The sequence below is a fragment of the Psychrobacter sp. Ps4 genome (assembly GCF_022129285.1).
In the GTDB taxonomy this organism is placed as follows: domain Bacteria; phylum Pseudomonadota; class Gammaproteobacteria; order Pseudomonadales; family Moraxellaceae; genus Psychrobacter; species Psychrobacter immobilis_A.
Genome location: NZ_JADQAK010000006.1, coordinates 54,940 through 73,714, shown reverse-complemented (window position 1 = coordinate 73,714; position 18,775 = coordinate 54,940). Strand labels below are relative to the sequence as shown.

Annotated in this window: 15 protein-coding genes; 8 read left to right on the top strand and 7 right to left on the bottom strand. The window is 42.2% G+C overall.

From position 1 onward, the window contains the following. Nucleotides 1–17 precede the first annotated feature (17 nt). Nucleotides 18–1,892 (bottom strand): SurA N-terminal domain-containing protein, encoded by a 1,875-nt coding sequence (locus I3252_RS05175; protein WP_238034429.1) that lies wholly within the window; start codon nt 1,890–1,892, stop codon nt 18–20. Nucleotides 1,893–2,275: 383 nt separating this feature from the next. Continuing rightward, the gene (locus tag I3252_RS05170; RefSeq protein ID WP_045445077.1) at nt 2,276–2,548 is read right to left on the bottom strand and encodes an HU family DNA-binding protein; all 273 of its coding nucleotides are present in this window, start codon (nt 2,546–2,548) and stop codon (nt 2,276–2,278) included. A gap of 519 nt (nt 2,549–3,067) precedes the next feature. Here I3252_RS05170 and I3252_RS05165 point away from each other — a divergent pair. The 8 genes from I3252_RS05165 (at nt 3,068) to fdx (ending at nt 10,427) form a co-directional block, all read left to right on the top strand. Beyond that, entirely contained in the window at nt 3,068–3,712 is a 645-nt protein-coding gene (locus tag I3252_RS05165) for a hypothetical protein (protein WP_238034428.1), read from the top strand. Between the two features lie 527 nt (nt 3,713–4,239). Then, on the top strand, nt 4,240–4,749 hold the full coding sequence (locus I3252_RS05160) for an Rrf2 family transcriptional regulator (RefSeq protein ID WP_198332834.1): 510 nt from the start codon (nt 4,240–4,242) through the stop codon (nt 4,747–4,749). After that, nucleotides 4,746–5,972, top strand: a complete 1,227-nt coding sequence (locus I3252_RS05155) for an IscS subfamily cysteine desulfurase (RefSeq protein ID WP_045451862.1) — start codon at nt 4,746–4,748, stop codon at nt 5,970–5,972. The genes I3252_RS05160 and I3252_RS05155 overlap by 4 nt, the downstream gene beginning before the upstream one ends. A 198-nt stretch (nt 5,973–6,170) precedes the next feature. Further along, nucleotides 6,171–6,581 (top strand): Fe-S cluster assembly scaffold IscU, encoded by a 411-nt coding sequence (iscU, locus tag I3252_RS05150; protein ID WP_055124404.1) that lies wholly within the window; start codon nt 6,171–6,173, stop codon nt 6,579–6,581. A gap of 248 nt (nt 6,582–6,829) precedes the next feature. Then, nucleotides 6,830–7,150, top strand: a complete 321-nt coding sequence (gene iscA / locus I3252_RS05145; RefSeq protein WP_045445072.1) for an iron-sulfur cluster assembly protein IscA — start codon at nt 6,830–6,832, stop codon at nt 7,148–7,150. Nucleotides 7,151–7,268: 118 nt separating this feature from the next. Further along, nucleotides 7,269–7,850: a Fe-S protein assembly co-chaperone HscB gene (gene hscB / locus I3252_RS05140; RefSeq protein WP_238034427.1), complete on the top strand. Its 582-nt coding sequence runs from the start codon at nt 7,269–7,271 to the stop codon at nt 7,848–7,850. A 273-nt stretch (nt 7,851–8,123) separates the two neighbouring features. Then, nucleotides 8,124–10,004, top strand: coding sequence for a Fe-S protein assembly chaperone HscA (gene hscA / locus I3252_RS05135; RefSeq protein ID WP_238034426.1), 1,881 nt, complete (start codon nt 8,124–8,126; stop codon nt 10,002–10,004). Between the two features lie 84 nt (nt 10,005–10,088). Beyond that, nucleotides 10,089–10,427: an ISC system 2Fe-2S type ferredoxin gene (gene fdx, locus I3252_RS05130; RefSeq protein ID WP_045445066.1), complete on the top strand. Its 339-nt coding sequence runs from the start codon at nt 10,089–10,091 to the stop codon at nt 10,425–10,427. A 115-nt stretch (nt 10,428–10,542) separates the two neighbouring features. On the opposite strand, the gene I3252_RS05125 is transcribed toward fdx, so the two are convergent. The 5 genes from I3252_RS05125 to I3252_RS05105 all read right to left on the bottom strand — a co-directional run bounded on the left by I3252_RS05125 (nt 10,543) and on the right by I3252_RS05105 (nt 18,493). Next, a complete protein-coding gene (locus I3252_RS05125; protein ID WP_227678077.1) occupies nt 10,543–11,820 on the bottom strand; it encodes an adenylate/guanylate cyclase domain-containing protein in 1,278 nt (425 codons plus the stop codon). 659 nt (nt 11,821–12,479) lie between these two features. Beyond that, entirely contained in the window at nt 12,480–12,911 is a 432-nt protein-coding gene (locus I3252_RS05120; protein ID WP_045445060.1) for an HIT family protein, read from the bottom strand. 249 nt (nt 12,912–13,160) lie between these two features. Next, nucleotides 13,161–16,934, bottom strand: coding sequence for a transcription-repair coupling factor (gene mfd, locus I3252_RS05115; protein ID WP_238034425.1), 3,774 nt, complete (start codon nt 16,932–16,934; stop codon nt 13,161–13,163). A 220-nt stretch (nt 16,935–17,154) separates the two neighbouring features. Continuing rightward, nucleotides 17,155–17,688: a ribonuclease E activity regulator RraA gene (gene rraA / locus I3252_RS05110; RefSeq protein ID WP_238034502.1), complete on the bottom strand. Its 534-nt coding sequence runs from the start codon at nt 17,686–17,688 to the stop codon at nt 17,155–17,157. 103 nt (nt 17,689–17,791) lie between these two features. Next, entirely contained in the window at nt 17,792–18,493 is a 702-nt protein-coding gene (locus I3252_RS05105; protein WP_238034424.1) for an NAD-dependent epimerase/dehydratase family protein, read from the bottom strand. Between the last annotated feature and the right edge of the window lie 282 nt (nt 18,494–18,775).

The following is an 18,775-nucleotide window of genomic DNA, read 5'->3' as shown; positions in this document are numbered from 1 at the left end:
CCTTAATAGCTTTATTTCTAACGCCCTTGCGCGTTTGCTATATTGGCGTCATTAACTTCAACTTTATATACCAAGCGGAGATAATCCAAGTAATCTTGTAGCTGATCTTGCCCCAAGTTATCACGAATGATGGCAGCCGTTTGTGCTCTTTGCACATCAGATAATGGCGACTGCTCCTCCGTTTTAATACGATCACCGACCAACAAAGTCGCGCCCATCTCAGTCTCACTGGCAATAGCAACGACGCCATTATTAGCTGCTTGCTGACTAAAGGCCAGTCCGCGTTCTTTCTCTGTCAATAGAGTGGTTTGGCGATTCACTTCACCTAATGATTGAAAACGTACTGGCTGTTTATTGATATCAGCAGGCGTTTTAATACCAGCGGCTAGTTTCTTCGCCTCTTTTAACGCCAATGCCGTGGCCCTTTCTTGACGTAATATCTGAGAGATTTTTGGTGTAGCAGCAGCTAAGCTAAGCGTTTTCGTAGGACGATAGTTGCTTGGTTGCACCCATACTGTCCCGTTACCAACTTCGATACCTGCGGTTACTGCCTGATCTTGAATGGTAAATTCATCAAAAGCCTGCTTAATCACTGCTGGTTGTGATAACTCCGATTTGTTGTTTTCTTTACGATAATCCTTGATACGTTTTAGCGTTACGTTCTCTTGCTGAGCGATGTCTTCGATACTAAAGCCATCTGCTGCCAAGTCATTAATCGCTGTCACTTTATCTGCATAGATTTCTTGACGCTTATATTCTTTGGCTTTTGCTGTCAACTCTGCACGCATGCTTTCTAGGCTTGGGATTTTACTACCGTTATCTTCGGTTACAGTAAATATCTGATAGCCAAAGCTGGTCTTAATAGGTGCTGTTACATCACCCACGCTTAAGCCCTCTAAAGCTTGCTCAACCGCTGCAGCATCATTACCAAACACAGAGGGATTAAAGGTACCAATATCGCCACCTGTTGCTCCTGATGGATCATCTGACTCGGTTTTAGCCAATGCCGCAAAAGACTCACCTTTATCCAAGCGAGCTTTGATTTTGGTCGCTCTGGTCTTCGCGTCTTTACCCGTTAATAGGATTTGACTGATCTTACGTTCATCGACGACCGCTAGCCCTTGCTTATAAGCTTCATATTGCTGCTGCAAATCCTCTTCCGTAACCTCATTCACTTGAATGGCTTTAGGACTTAATTGCAAATATGCCAAATCTACCATCGCCGCACTTTTTAGTGTGTCTTTATTGGCATCATAATAGGCTTGTATATCGCCTTTGCTTAACTTGACCTGATCTGCATAATCTTGCCAATTAAATCGATGCAGCCAGATATTGCGCGACTCAAGTTGTAAGTCAATCAATTGACTGACCGCTTGCATTGGATATACTGCCGTGCCAACGATACTGGCATTGAGCTGATCAAGGCTTAACTGATTACGGAACTCAGAAAATAGCTGATCTTTCGTCATACCACGCTGGCGCAAAAAGTTTGAGAATTGCTCGTTAGAGAAATTACCTTCTGCGTCCTTAAAAATTTCTTCTTCACGCAATAGACGATTAATCGTGTCATCAGAGACTGTCATACCAAGCTTGCCCGCTTGCTGCTCCAATAGCGTACGATCAATGAGACCTTTGAGCACCTGCTCGTGCAATACATCTTCATTCAATAGACTGGCATCATCAACTTGTTCTAGTATTTCAGTACGACGGTTATTTACGGCAGTCTGATACTCGGACAACCCTACGCTTGCTTCACCCACCTGAGCGACTTGGTTGGGATCGACCCCACCTCCAAAATAGCTTTCGACACCCAATAGAGCGAGCGGCGATAGGCATAAAATCAATAAAATGCGACCTGGCCAGCTTTTTAAGAAATCGCGCAATTTATCCATAGTTATCTCTGCTTTATAAACCTATATTGATGAAAAACCATTGTAATATTACTATTAATATCAATGCTATCTAAGCAGGCAATGGTAAGAATAAGAACGTGTGAATTTGATATAGAACAACAAGACTGAGTAAAACAGCCTTATTTAAACAACGCATCTATCGCGCGCCCTATGATACGTGATTTTTGATGCAGACTCAAAATATTCACGTGGTATGATACAAACTATAGCGATAAAAAAAGCACCTAATATTTAGGTGCTTTTTTATGATTCATATTATGACTTTTCAGCCATGCTATAAACCATATAATGCTTTACTAAGTAAATGCTGTGTTGATTCGTATATCACGTCGTTATACAGCATCCGTTTTTAATAAAACGGCTTAGTTTAAACGCTCTTTTAAGTTTTTACCTGCTTTAAAGCTTGGTACTTTACTTGCTGGAATGCTAAGCTCTTCACCCGTCTTAGGGTTACGGCCAGTACGTGCTTTACGGTCTTTTACGCTGAAAGTACCAAAACCAACCAATGAGATGCTATCGCCAGCTTCTAGCGCTTCACCAACACTTTCCATAACAGCATTCAATGCATCGCCAGCTTGGGTTTTGTTTAGGCCACTTTTGTCTGCGATGCTATCAATTAATTCTGACTTATTCATAAAATTTCCTTCAAGTTTAAGGGGGATAATAAACGCTCACGCCAAGCATTGTAACGCTCTCATAGCATTTAAGCAATAAAAACTGCCTGACTGGCGTATTAACAGGTTTCGCTTTGTTATCGTCTTTATATCAAGGCAGCATAAGGAGCGCAAGCGATTTTACATATTTTTGCCTACTGTACTACGTATTTGACACTCAATGTTACGCAAAGCCTCTGCAACGGTCATAACTGCTAGTGACCTTGGCTTTTCCTAACTTCGACTTAGCGAGTCAACCTCTATACTGCCTTATCGTTCAAAGAGATGTTATCTCGTACTGAGGCATCGCCAGTCATAAATATCTGTGTCCTTGTTGATTACCAAATTGTAAAGTAATAATTTCCCAACTGACAGAAACTAGCGTTACTTTTTATTATAAAGGCGTTACTATAAGCAAAATATCACTGCACCTTTTGGGTCAATTTTGACTCTTGTTTGTCTTTTGCCTCTAATTTGCCAAATATAAAACGGATTATTTACATGAAGCGTTCTACGTTGTCTCACTCTTTTCTTAATATCATTCTGGTGTTCATCGAGTCGGCGCTGACACTATTGTTACGTTTAGATCCCGAACTACGTAAAGCCGCTTACCCACTTGCCAAGCAAGGTACTGTCGTGGCGCTACGCTTGTATCTACCGCATGTTGAGGTGTTTGCCACTTTTAGCACCAAAGGCGTATTATTAGACGCAGAGTTACCTATTGACCGCAGCGAATCTGACGTCATCATTAATGCCTATAGCATCCAAGTGATCAATGCGATCACCACTCATGACAGCGAAACCACCGAAAAACTACAAATGCGCGGTGAGTCTGTTCAAGTACAGTTGGTCAAGCAGTTTATTATGCAACTCGGTCTTGGCAGCTTAATTCAAGGTCTTATTAAAAAGATAAAAGGTGGCAAAGGTAAAACCAAGCCTACTGAAGCTGAAATGGCTGACAAAAAGGACAGCTATAAATTACGCATCAAAGAGCAACAAACCCAAATAAACACTTTAACTATTAAAAACCGTGAGCTTGAAATCACGGTTAAAGAGTTACAGAGCAAACAAAAAACCCTGATAATCGTCACCGTGTCTGCTCTCGTCATTATGATCGCAGCCATTATCGTGCTATTAATGAATTAATTTCGCCAACAACGACTTACCAATGTCAGCTTAACAATGAAAGGTTGCTTACTTTACCAAACGCGTTTGATGCCGATTAAGGCATATTAAGCGCTTAATATACTAGGCGCTTAGATGACTGGGGCGTATTGAACATTCAGCACGCCCTAATATAATTGATAGAAGTTAAAAAAACGTAAGACTCAAACCTTAAGACTGTATTTTAGTATTTCAAAAATACTAGGAATCAATGTTTTCAATCTTATATCCCCTCCTTTTAATACCATTGTTTTTATCAATCATAGTGATAAGCTCGATTAACCATTCAACCACACTTTAATCTTGACTAAATTACTCAGGATTAAGTATAATTGGCCTAATCGTTGCACACATCGGGTTCATCATCTGCTGTTTAATAACGATAAGACACAACTTAGCGATTATGTGATTCCATCAGTAGCTTTCATATTGCGCTACAAGCTGCCACCACTATCATTTTGCTAAGGTCGTTGTTAAATAAAAATGACTTAAAAGTTTGGAGATAACACATGCGTTTGACTACTCGAGGCAGATATGCCGTTACTGCGTTACTGGATTTGGCATTACAGACCAGCCAACAAGACACTGCAGTCTCCTTATCTGATATCGCCAAGCGGCAATCGATTTCCATCTCTTACCTTGAACAACTGTTTTCCAAACTTCGTAAGCGTGGTCTGGTCACTAGCATCCGAGGTGCGGCCGGTGGCTATCATCTAGCCAAACCATTGCATGAAATAGACGTCATGAGCATCATATCTGCCGTCGATGAGTCGGTCAATGCGATGCAGTGCGAAGGACGCGGCGACTGTCAAGGTGGTACAATGTGCTTAACCCATGATTTATGGTGTGCACTGTCCAATCATATCGAACAGTACTTGAAAAATATAACATTAGCGCAATTATTAGACATGGAAAATGTGCAGTCAGTGTCAGAGCGTCAGCACAACTCTACCAAAGAGATTTCCATAAAAGATATCAACACTATTACCCTATCGAACAGCGAGGCAAACCCAGCATGAGCCAACATAACAACCTTATATACTTAGATTATGCCGCCACCACACCAGTTGCTAAATCAGTAGCTGCTAAGATGAGCGAGTATCTGACAGTAGATGGCATCTTTGGTAATCCAGCCTCGCGCTCGCATGGCTATGGCTGGCAAGCAGAAGAAGCGGTAGAAACAGCGCGTCAACAAGTGGCCGAAGTCATTAATGCTGATCCACGCGAAATCGTCTTTACCTCTGGTGCAACAGAATCAGACAACCTAGCGATTAAAGGTGCAGCGCATTTTTATCAGTCTCGTGGTAAGCACATCATTACCAGTAAGATCGAACATAAAGCCGTATTAGATACGTGCCGTGAGCTTGAGCAAGAAGGTTTTGAGATTACTTATCTTGAGCCGCAACCAAGCACTGGGCTAATCCTACCAGAGCAAGTTAAAGAAGCATTACGTGACGATACTATCTTAGTATCACTCATGATGGTAAATAATGAGCTTGGTACGATTACTGATGTCGCTGCCATTGGTGAAATCACTCGTGAAGCGGGTGTGGTCTTCCACGTCGATGGCGCACAATCTGTTGGTAAAGTATTGATTGACCTTGAAACCACGAAGATCGATTTGATGAGCTTCTCAGGTCACAAAGCTTACGGCCCTAAAGGTATTGGTGCATTATTTGTTCGCCGTAAGCCACGTATCCGCTTGAAAGCAGAGCAGCATGGCGGTGGTCATGAGCGCGGTATGCGTTCAGGTACATTACCGACGCATCAAATCGTTGGTCTTGGAGCAGCATTTGCTTTAGCCAATGAGCGTTATGAAGAAGACCATGCACATGCAGCCAAGCTACGCCAAAAACTGTGGGACGGTCTACAAGATATCGAAGAGATTTACCTAAATGGTGATCTTGAGCACAGCGTACCTAACATCGTAAACATCAGCTTTAACTTCGTTGAAGGTGAATCGCTAATGATGTCACTCAAAGACTTAGCGGTATCATCAGGCTCAGCCTGTACATCAGCGACGCTTGAGCCATCATATGTATTACGCGCTATTGGTCGCCCAGATGAATTAGCACACAGCTCAATTCGTTTCAGCTTCGGTCGTTATACCACTGAAGCAGACATCGATACTGTCATCAAACAAATGCATGAAGCGGTCGATAAATTACGTGCCTTATCACCACTGTGGGATATGTACCAAGAAGGTGTTGATTTAGATTCAGTCGAATGGGCTGAGCACTAAAATTACCGAAAGCAACGACATAGTTGTCAAACAGAACCATTAAACGATTGATCAGACACTTATAAATCCAGTTTTTATAAATCCAGTTTTTATAAATACCGTTTCTATTAACTAAATGTTTGACCCCAATTATCGATGAGTAGTTAGACATTTAAAGTCAGTAATTGACTACTCATCATCTAACTAGGAGAAAACCCCATGGCCTATAGTGACCAAGTTATTGATCATTACGAAAATCCACGCAACGTCGGCAATCTTGATAAAAATGCCAAAAACGTTGGTACTGGTATGGTTGGTGCCCCAGCTTGTGGCGATGTAATGCGCCTACAGATTCAAGTTGATGATAACGGCATCATTGAAGATGCACGCTTTAAAACTTATGGCTGTGGTTCAGCAATCGCTTCAAGCTCGCTCGTGACTGAGTGGCTAAAAGGCAAAAGCTTGGATCAAGCGGGCGAAATCAAAAACAACGATATCGCGAAAGAGTTGGCCTTACCACCAGTAAAAGTGCATTGCTCTGTACTTGCTGAAGACGCCATTAAAGCCGCTATTAGCGACTATAAAGGCAAGCATAGCGCAGCAGTAGAGACAGAAGAAGCGGCTAGCTAAACCTATTAGCGTAAGTATTGTACTTCTAAATACACGGTCTTAATGGCCGTACTTTAGTAGTCGGTGTATTGAACAGCTACTAACGCTAAAGAGGTGACAATAACGCTAATGTAATTGTCACCTTTTATTTTCTAGTGACTCTTAACTGGTCGTTATTAAGATTTTTTTGGCAAGTGCGCTATTTTCATTGCCAGTTTATACAGATTTTTTTGATTGATATTTATCATTGATAGTCAATGGGAGTTGGCATGATTGAAATGACAGAACGCGCCGCTCAGCATGTTCGAGACTTTTTGGACAATCGCGGCAAAGGCGAAGGTATTCGAGTGGGTATCCGTACCGCGGGTTGCTCAGGCTTAGCTTACGTTTTAGAGTTTGTAGATACCCCTGATGAAAATGACACGCGTTACGAAAGCCGCGGTGTTAACATCTTTATTGATCCTAAAAGTTTGGTCTATTTAGATGGTTTGTTGATGGACTACGAAAAAGAAGGTCTTAACGAAGGCTTTAAGTTCACCAATCCCAATCAAAAAGGCGAATGTGGTTGCGGCGAGTCTTTTACCGTTTAATGAGCCAAAGGTTGAAAACCCTTGAGTTTAGAGTTTCCTGACTCTATATTCAAGCCATAGTAGATATGTTCTCAGCTAAAGAAAACTTTCAAAATAAATAACAAGCAAGGCGTATGATATGACAGACATTACTGCAGAAGCCCAGTTTGATAACTTCTTTGCCCTATTTGAGCAGCCTGTACAGTTTGAAGTCAATCAAGAGAGTCTCGATCAGCATCTACGTCTGCTACAAAAACGTTATCATCCTGATAATGTCACCAAGAATCTAGCCAATACTACGCAAGCGCAACAGCAGTCTGAGCAGGCCTCAGCGTTAATCAACCAAGCCTACCAAGCGTTAAGTGCGCCTGATAGTCGTGCTAGCTATCTACTAGACATGGCAGATCAAGCACAGAATCTAGAGCATTCAATTGCAGACTTGGATTTTTTAGAAGATGCGATGCAGATGCGCATGGATTTAGATGACGCTATCGAGGGTAAAGATCGTGCGACATTGCAAAAACTACACCCTCAAATCACCGAGCGACTGGCAGAACAGTCTAAGCGTTTTAACGATGCTTACCAAAACCAAGATTGGCAAACGGCGATTGATGCGACACAAAAACTGAAATTCTTAGTCAAATTAAATGCTGACGTGACTACTGGTATCGATGAGTTAGCGACTGCTGAGCATTTAGATGATGATGATTTATACGTCTAACTAACTGAGTATAAGTTTGTTAATTTATTCTATATGCCAAATTTATTCATAAATACTATTCGCTTATAACGCTTATTTGAAAACTATATTATAAGCGATGGTTAAAATAGTCATAGCGATGCCGTATAATCCCTTATTTTAAGCACTTTTAATCGCTAAGTATCTTCATTTTCACGTGCATACAAAGCAGTTAAACTACAATAGTGCGCTTATCATATTTGTTCCATTTCACTTACTAATTTTATCTCTTTCATTTTATCTTTGAGTTATCTTATGTCTTTATTGCAAATTGCCGAACCCAATCAAAGTGCCCAACCCCATCAGCATCGTTTTGGCCTAGGAATTGATCTTGGTACTACGCGCTCATTGGTCGCGGTAGTACGCTCAGGCAAGGCGCAAGTCTTAGAGGCAAGCGCAGCTACCGATACATTATTACCTTCTGTGGTCTATTATCCAAGCATAGGTAAGCCCTTGGTTGGCTCTGATGCATTAGCTCACTTAGCGGATGATCCAAAAAATACGATCGTCTCGGCTAAGCGTTTTATGGGTCGTAGTCAAGCTGATATCAAATTCTCTCATCCTTATGAGTTAAGCGGCAGCAAAGATGACATGCCAGCATTTGTGACGGCTCAGGGTAAAGTATCGCCTGTTGAAGTATCAGCACGTATTTTAGCAGCGCTTGAGCAACGGGCAGCGAGCGCATTGCCTGCAGACAGTATTGAGGGTGCGGTCATTACTGTCCCTGCTTATTTTGATGAAGCCCAGCGTCAAGCGACCAAAGATGCAGCCCAAGCGGCTGGTATCAATGTGTTACGCCTGCTAAATGAGCCTACTGCTGCTGCCGTCGCCTATGGTCTCGACCAGTCAACGCAAAACGGTGATAAAGAAAGTTATTATTTAATTTACGATCTGGGTGGCGGTACTTTTGACGTTTCTATCTTAAAACTAACTGATGGCGTCTTTGAAGTATTGGCAACTGGCGGTAATAGTGCATTAGGCGGTGATGACATCGATCGTCTAATGACCAATTGGCTTATCAAACAATTAAATATCGATCCTAAAGACGTGAGTCGTCATGATAAAGCGATACTCGCCCAACAAGCCAAGGCTTATAAACAAGCCCTGACGGATGCTGAACAAGTCAATATTGACATCACTGTCAATGAGCAATCTTACCAAGGTGTGCTGCGCCGTACAGATTTGCTGGCTATTGCAGAGCCAGTTAGCCGCCGTACACTGAGCGTATGCGAACAAGTACTGCGTGATGCCAAACTTTCGAGTGCTGATCTAGACGAAGTGATTTTGGTCGGTGGCTCTACTCGTATGCCTGCTATACAACAAGTCGTGACAGAGTTTTTTGCCAAGCAACCACTTTGTCGTCTAAATCCAGATGAAGTCGTGGCTTTGGGTGCTGCCCAAACGGCGCATCAATTGGTCAATGGCGATAGTAATAACAACCTACTATTGTTAGACGTAACGCCGCTATCGCTTGGTCTTGAGACCATGGGCGGCTTAGTTGAAGTACTGATTCCACGTAATACGCCTATCCCTGTCAAAAAACGCCAAGTGTTTACCACCTATCAAGATGGTCAAACAGGCATGGTGATTCATGTGGTACAGGGCGAGCGCGAGACAGTAGATAACTGCCGTTCATTGGGTCGTTTTGAGCTATATGGTATCCCGCCGATGAAAGCTGGATTTGCTCGTATTGAAGTGACCTTTAGTATCGATGCGAATGGACAGCTAACCGTCAGCGCACAGGAAACCACAACCAAGACAGAAAGTAAGATTGAGATTGTGCCTTCTTATGGGTTATCAGATGAGCAAAAAGAGCAGTTGCTCGTTGCAGGATTCAAGCATGCAGAAGAAGATAAAAATACACGTTCTTTAATCGAAACCAAAGTAGAAGCGGAGCGTGAAGTATTAGCGCTACAATCTGCCCTTAAAGAATTTTCAGCCTTATTGTCTTCTGAGGAGCAGCACTCATTGGCTGAGCAAATACAAGTGTTGCAGACAACGCTCAGTACTGATGATTTGGCACTTATCGAGGCAAAGCAAGCAAAGCTCAAGCCTCACAGTGATGCCTTTGCTGCCCGTATTATGAATCAAAGCGTCAAAGCCAGCATGGCAGGCACGAATGCCCAAGATTGGTAGCAGATACATTCAAAAATATGGCTTAGTCACCATACTAAGCTCATTTTTTATTCTTTTAATTGATTAGCACTGGAAAGACGATTTATGCCAAAAATTACCGTACTACCGCATCATGAAATTTGCCCTGAAGGCGCTGAAGTCGAGCTAGAAGCTGGCAGCAACTTATGTAAAGCGCTATTGGAAAAAGGCATTAAAATTGAACATGCATGTGAGATGTCAAAAGCCTGTACCACATGCCATGTGGTCGTCCGTAAAGGTTTTAATAGTTTAGATGAAATGGATGATATTGAAGCCGATTTATTAGATCGTGCTTGGGGGTTAGAGCCTGACTCACGCCTATCTTGTCAGGTCATGCTCGATGATGAAGACTTAACCATTGAGATTCCTAAATATACGCTCAACCATGCAAAAGAAAACCACTAAACGCTAGAACATGTCCTAATATTACAGTTTACTTCATTAGATAAAAAAGCCAGCTATCATAATAGTAGCTGGCTTTTTTGCGCTTGATTTTATAAACATTATTTTTGGACGATTGTCATTGATTGTCATTACGTTTGCTTGCTGCCGCTATGTCAGTTGCCACTTTTTCTTGCTCCTGCTCGACACGTTCAAGCGCAAAATTTAAGCGTGCTCTGATATCTTGATAATCATTATCCTTCATATCTTTAAAATTTAGATGCAAATTGAAACCTGGTAGTGTGTGATCAACCCACTTTGATAAATGACCTTTATACGTATCTGGATCCAGCACTTGCCATGCATTTACCTTGCTATCAAAACCTTTTAACTTGAACGCACCCGCATGCTGACAGTCATAATTATGACAGATATAATCGTAAGTACTCTCACTGACCAGTATCTCATCTTTACCAGCGCTCGACTCAAGTCTTGCCGCGAGATTGGCCTCTTTACCAATAAGAGTATAGCTTAGACGGTTATTACTACCAAAATTACCAACATGGCAATAACCTGTGCTGATGCCGATACGGATGTACAACCCCTCAAAGCCCATCAAGCGCCATTTCTGCCTCAAAGTTCGCATCTCGCGACGCATATCTATTGCCATTGCAATACAGTCTAAAGCATCTTGGCGCGCACCGCGACTATTTGGCTCACCAAAAAAACACACCATGCCATCACCAATAAATTTGTCAAGTACGGCGCCATGCTTGTTTGCTATCAATGTCATACAATGCATATAAGTATTTAAGATATCAGCCAAATTGTCAGCGCTCAAACTATCTGACAACTCCGTAAAGCCAACGATATCTGAGAACATAATCGTCAGCTTAGCACGCTTATTAGCAACAGTAACTGGGCTATCAGATTTTACGATAGGCTCCCAAACTTGCGGAGGTATGAAGCGCGTCAACTTATTAATGACGGAGACCATCGTGCTTAATCGTCCAACAGCCTGATGAGCACGAGTTTCATAACCAATATACTCTTGGTACACATGCCAAAACTGATACAGTATGACGATCATACTGGCTAATAATATTATTGGTGTGGTCCAGCCTTCGTGGCAATCTATATCAGCACTGCTTAGGGTAACGCTAACATAATAGAAGACAATGACGGTTATTACGGAAACGGTAATCAGTTTTAAATGATTTTCAGGGCTACTAATAATAATTCTGAGTGCTATGAGCGCAGCTAAGCTAAGCGAAATAACCGTGCAAAACTGTATCGACCCAATAACTACCGATAGTAAAATGATAACAATGTTAGACGTCCAGAAGCTTTTTTGGCGGCGATAGTTATAAATCAAAATCATTAAACTTGGCAGACAAACAATAACGAGTAGTGCCATTGAAGTAGGTCTAAAATTAAAATGTACAGCGAGGAGTATGACCGTAAGTATTAAAACGAAGACTTCTGGATAGTCAAATCGATAAATCCCTTCATTTTTTGAAGAGTGATTTGGTCTCAGCGTGTCTAAAAAAGGCATATGAAGTATTCGCTCACGTAAAACAGGCTATGTAAAAAATTAAAAGGCTTGAGGATAGCACACGCGTACTACCTGCCTCTATGCCAAGTTGTGTATAAAATTAATCAATGATTACATTATACTTTTTAAATGCAACAAAACCCATGTCACTGATAGCCAAAAGCCTACCACTCATCACTCATCTTGTCTTAATACGCTACTAAATCAGGATTATAAGACATATCGTTTGAGCCAAACACAAAAAATCCAGATAATATTTATCTGGATTTCAAATACTTAAAACCTATTAATATATAAAAATTAAGTCATGTAATAACCGAGCATAACGTTGGCACATAACCGTAAAACGACTAAGACACCAAAATAAAGCTTAACTTTAAACGTTTAGTCATTTTTCTAGTTATTTTGATGGGTCAATCGATGCCCAGTTAATTGATACCTAGTTAATCGAGGCCTAGCCAATAGAGTATCATTATCAATTTGCCAATCAACTTACCGACCTATTACTACTCAGGTATTTATTACATTTGCCAATCAAATGGCATTTGATGATGACCACGTAGCGCCATCATTAACGTCTGCTGCATCTGCGCCAACACCTCTTTAGTATAAGGAATAGCAGGAACGCCCCATACTGGATTTGGCCATTGCATGTCGTTTTGATAGCGAACGATATGATGAAAATGAAGTTGCGGCACTTGATTACCGAGTGCTGCTACATTCATTTTATCAGCTTGAAAGGTCTTGGCTAGCTGACTCGACAACCAGCTTGACTCACGTAAAAACTGTGTTTGATCAGCTTCAGATAACTCATATAACTCTTTGATACCTGATACGCGCGGCACTAATATTAACCAAGGAAACTGGCAATCATTGATTAAACGACAAGTTGATAATGGGAAATCCCCCACTAAAAAGCTATCGGCAGCAAGTTTATGATGAAGTTGGAACATAATGACGGTTCTCTTGTTATGACACTCAGATAAAAGGAATATAAATCTAGAAAAGCAGAATTTAATTTAATAAAAAACAATAGGCTAAATATAGGATGTCGCTATTTTATCAGTTATCCGACCGATAAAATAGCGCTATGACTCATTGTCTTGACGTCCTACTTGGGCACTGGCTAGCTGACTTATTGAGCTGATTTAATCTACTAAAAATCATTGCTGAGCTCTCAAAATGCCGAAATACCAAAACAACTACGCTGACTCTGCCACCATATGCTCGCTAAAATAGCATAATAACTCTTGAATTGCGCTGACGCGCTGTTGCGGCGTTGCCAGTTTATCAGCATCTTGATAACGAATACCAGAAGCACCGTTCATACGATAACGCTGACCATTGCTCTGAATCAACTTAATAATTGCCAAGGCATCGACTGGCGTATCAGGTGCAAACTCTAATGTCATGCTATTACTATTTGCATCAATCTTATTGATTTTGAGCGGCTCAGCTTGTATACGCAGTCCGTGGATGGCGAACAACTGCTTAGTTTGCTCTGGTAATGTACCAAAACGGTCAATCATTTCGGTACGAATATCAATCAATGCCTCTTTATCATCGGCATTACTGATACGCTTATAAAATAACAAACGCTGATGGACATCATGTAGATATTCTTCTGGTATCAATGCTGAGCTATGCAGATTAATCTCACTAGTCAGCGACAACGGTGTGCTTAAATCAGGCTCTTTACCCGCTTTAATGGCTTTTGTTGCACGCTCCAGCATGTCCATATATAAGCTAAAACCAATCGCCTGCATATTACCACTTTGCTGCTTACCAAGTATTTCGCCAGCACCGCGAATTTCTAAGTCTTCGCTAGCCAGCATAAAACCTGCACCTAAGGTATTGGCACGTTCAATCGCATGCAATCGGCGCTTAGCATCGCCTTTTAGACCTTTGATAGAAGGCACAAGTAGATAACAATACGCTTGATGATGACTACGACCGACACGACCACGCAGCTGATGTAATTGTGCCAAGCCAAACTTATCGGCGCGCTCAATGATGATAGTATTGGCATTGGGCACATCAATACCGGTTTCGATAATGGTAGAGCATATCAGGACGTTGAATTTTTTATGATAAAACTGCTGCATCACTTGCTCAAGTTGGCGCTCTTGCATTTGCCCATGAGCCACGCCTACTCGCGCTTCAGGCACCAATTCACGTATGGTTTCTGCCATACGCTCAATGCTCGCCACATCATTATGTAATAAATAAACCTGCCCACCGCGCAATAGCTCACGCAAGATAGCCTCTTTCATTAACGCATCCGTTTTTTGCATGACAAAGGTTTTAATCGCCAAACGTCGTGCTGGAGGTGTCGCGATAATTGACATGTCACGCATACCTGAGAGCGCCATATTGAGCGTTCTAGGGATGGGGGTTGCTGTCATCGACATACTATCCACATCAGTCTGAATCGCCTTGATACGCTCTTTATGGCGCACCCCGAAGCGATGTTCTTCGTCGACAATCATCAAACCTAGATTAGAAAACTTCACATCAGGTTGTAACAGTTTATGGGTACCGATGACGATATCGACTTTACCTGCTGCTAAATCTGTCAACACCGTTTCTTGATGCTTTTTGCCGCCAAAGCGCGATAGCGTCTCGATACGCACTGGCCAATCAGCAAAACGGTCGCGGAAATTGTCTTCATGCTGACCGGCCAGCAAGGTCGTCGGCACTAGCACCGCTACCTGATAACCGGCGCTGACGGCAATGAATGCTGCCCGCATAGCCACTTCTGTTTTACCAAAACCCACATCACCGCAGATGAGCCGATCCATTGGTTGGTTTTGTCGCATGTCTTCCATCACCGCATGAATGGCATTGGCTTGATCCGGCGTTTCTTCAAAGGCAAATTGACTGGCAAAGAGCTCATACTGTGACGCATCTATTTTAAAATGAATACCGACTTTAGCTTCACGACGCGCCTGCATATTAAGCAGTTCAGCCGCTACGTCATGGATTTGCTCTAGCGCCTTTTGCTTAGCTTTATCCCATTTGCCACTACCAATTTTGTGCAATGGCGCAAGTGCTGGGTCACCGCCACTATAACGGTTAATCATTTGCAAGTTAGCAACGGGCACATAAATACTGGCATCATCGGCATATTTTAAGTGAATAAACTCTTGCTCACCGTCGCCCACATCTAACGTAATCAGCCCATTATAACGACCAATACCATGCTCGATATGCACCACTGGGCTGCCTTCGGTTATCTCGGTAACACTCTTAACCAAGAACTCTTCGGACACCCCGCTTTGACGACGACGGCGTGTTTGCAATACTTGGCGACCAAATAATTGCGTCTCACTAATCAGCACCAAACGCTCAGGAACATAGACGCCACGCTCAATGGGCGCAACGGTTAAACCAACCTGCGGTAGCTTATTACCTTTAACGCTGTTGGTTTTGTCCGCTGCTAGAAACGCTGCAAAGCTGTCATAAGCCTTAATGTCAATCTTGCCTTTGAACAGCTCAATAAGAATCTCACGGCGACCCGCTGTTTCTGCCACAATTAATACTGGCGTCGCTGTTTGCGCTTGTAACTCTAAAAATTCTAATAGCTGGGTAAGAGGCTCAGACTTTTGGTGATTAACAGCCAATTGTGGCGGCTCTTGCGCACTGAGCGTCACCAAGCCTTGCTGCTTATTTGCCGTCAGTGGCAATTGTGGCTGTGAATCTGACTGCTCTTCAACTTCCAGCAATGAACCATCTGCTAACAATGAAGCATCTTTCAATAACGAATCATCGCTGTCAATCGCAGCGACATCCGTCATGCTAGCCAACTCATTGCGCTCACTGAGAATCACGCGTGGATAATGATTAAGATGTTCGTTAAGAGTATTTGACAATAAATACAGCAACTCAGGCGCGACAATAGGCTTATCGATATCATGACGACGCTCTTCATAACGGCGCTGAATTTGTGACCAGTAATCTACCTGTTTTTCATTAATCAATTCATCAGTGATAAACAGCGCATCGCTTGGTAAGTAAGCAAATAAGCTACTCTCTGCTGTCCACGCTTTTAAATCAAAAAATAGCGGCTGATAATATTCAAGTCCGCTACTAGCGATACCTGCCATGACGTCTTTATGTAGCTCGAACTTACGGCTGCTCGCATTAGGGAACATCGTGGCGAAGTTGGTACGAAACGTCTCACGCCCTTCATCAAGCGGGAACTCTTTTGCTGGCAATATTTGGAATTGTTCGATAGGTTTTGAGATATCTGGCAACTTGTGTAGCAGTGATAGTGACTCTTTGCCCATACTACTATCGTTGCCGCTCATCATTGTTTTGAGGTCATCAACGGTCAATGTCCGCTGGGTTTGCGGATTAAAAAAACGAATGGTCTCAATCTCATCATCAAACAAATCTAAACGTAGTGGAAACGGCTGACCCATGGCAAAGATATCAATGATACTGCCACGTACCGCGAATTCACCCGGCTCAAACACATTCTCAACGGCGCGGTAACCTGCCTTTGCCAACAATCCGCGCTGGGTATTGATATCAAATCGATCACCAACGCTCAAATCAAAATGCTGCCCAATCAGCCAGCTTGGCGGTGCTACACGATGCATTAATGCTTGTACAGATATCAATAGCACACCTGAAGTTGGCATATCGGTTAATAGATTGATACGCTCACTAACAATATCTTGATGTGGTGACAGCTCATCATAGGTCAACGTCTCCCAATCGGGGAACACATAAGCATCGACGCCGCAAAATGCCAATTCCGTCTCTATCTGATTGAGCTGGTTTTGGTCACGCGTCACCACAACTTTTAATCGGTCGGCAACATTCCATAGCGGTGTTTGCACCAGACTTGCTAGCCACAAACTGCTGACTGCACCATGCACAGGTGCCAGCCAACGCCGCTCGGCATTCTGGATAGGAAACAACTGCTGGTTAATTGGTTCAAACGCGTCAGTCAAAGCAGTGATAGGCATAAAGAGTAGGATCAATGTTAAGAGTCAGAGAGCTATTATACGAATATTTCAGCAATTACCAAAATTTATGCCGTAACGGTTTGTCACTTAGCATTTTTATTAAAAAACCAATAGCCAAATAGCTGATAAAGATTATATTCGTATATAAAGACAGGATGATTAAATGTAAAAACCTCAACGGCTAAGCTGAGGTTTTTGAGTGCTATTTATTAAGCTGGTGTTAAATTAATGGCTTGTCGCTAGCGATAATGCCATTATTATCGGCATAGACAAACATACCAGAATTTAGTGTTAAATCACCAAAGCTAATTTCAATATCGGTTTGACCTTCATCGCGGCGATTCGATTTACGCGGAATGCAACCAAGCGCCATAACACCGATGTCCATTGCTGCCATATCATCAACGTCACGGACGCAGCCGTACACGATAACCCCCGCCCAGCCATTATCAATCGCTGACTGCGCAATCATATCGCCTAACAGCGCACAACGCATCGAACCACCACCGTCAACGACCAATACCTTACCGTTACCATCTTTGTCTTTACCATCGCTATTTAGCAATGATTTGACGCGACTATTGTCTTCGAAGCATTTCACCGTCACAATTTCACCGCAGAACTTGTCCTTGCCACCAAAGCTATGAAAAGACTTACCTTCGATATTAGGCAAACACACCTGCGACTCAGGATTGGCATCCAATAAATCACAGGTCACAAAGTTCTCTTTATCCATTGTTATTGATTCTGGCATGTCTGACATAGTGACGCTCCTTGTTATGTATGATTGGTTATTCATGACTGATTATTTATGACTGGCGCTTAATTTTAATCGTTCCCTTAACTTAATACTTAGGCTATTTTTTAACTTTAGTCATCGCTAGCATTTGCTTATTTTCGATGATATCAGTGGTTTGGATAGCAGGTTCAGTACGGTATTTATTACGCTGATAAACATCATGCGCACTCATCGCCATGGCAATGGCAACGCGTTTGGCGGAAATGGGATGCAGTGACAATGATTCTGAAACTAAGGACGATATCAGCTGAAAGGCTTTTTGACCAATACTTTCAAGCGGACGACCTTTATGCTTGCCAAGTAACAAGGACGGGCGGAAAATAACTAGCTGCGTAAAACCTAGCGCCATAATAGACTGCTCAGTTTCAGCTTTTACGCGATTGTATAAAAACCGACTATGAATATCAGCATTCATGGATGATAACAAAAAGAAATTTTCAACACCTTTGTCTTGGCACAGTTTAGCAAAATTGACATTATAATCATGATCAACCTTTCGAAAGGCCTCATCGCTACCAGCCTGCTTCTTAGTCGTACCAAGACAGCTAAAAGCGTCCGTCTTTCGATCAACGCCAACACTGGCAAATATTTCAGCCAAATTATCAAAATCATTAACCTGATAAAAGCGCATGCTGGTATTGATATAGCGTGGCGGACGCCTTGCAATCACAATTAACGTGTCATAAAGCTCACTAAGCTGTTTGACAAGATGCTGTCCGACCAATCCTGTCGCGCCAATTACAATTGCTTTTCGCTGCATAGCCTATCCATTTATAGTGTGTTAGAAAATAGATGATAATGAAAAATCTGATTTTAAAGCCTATCACCAAAGCTTTTCATCTTAGGGCTTACCCTCATTTTGAAAATGGTGATAAAAATGAGATAAATCATAGTCAAATGAGGAAAATAGCGCAGATACTATCGAAATAGTAAACAGTATCGGGATATTAACCAGCTATTTGACATTTTTTTTAACATTGTTTGGCAAGATTCAGCCACTTTTAGCCCATTTAGAAGTCCATCGATTGAATTGAGGACATGC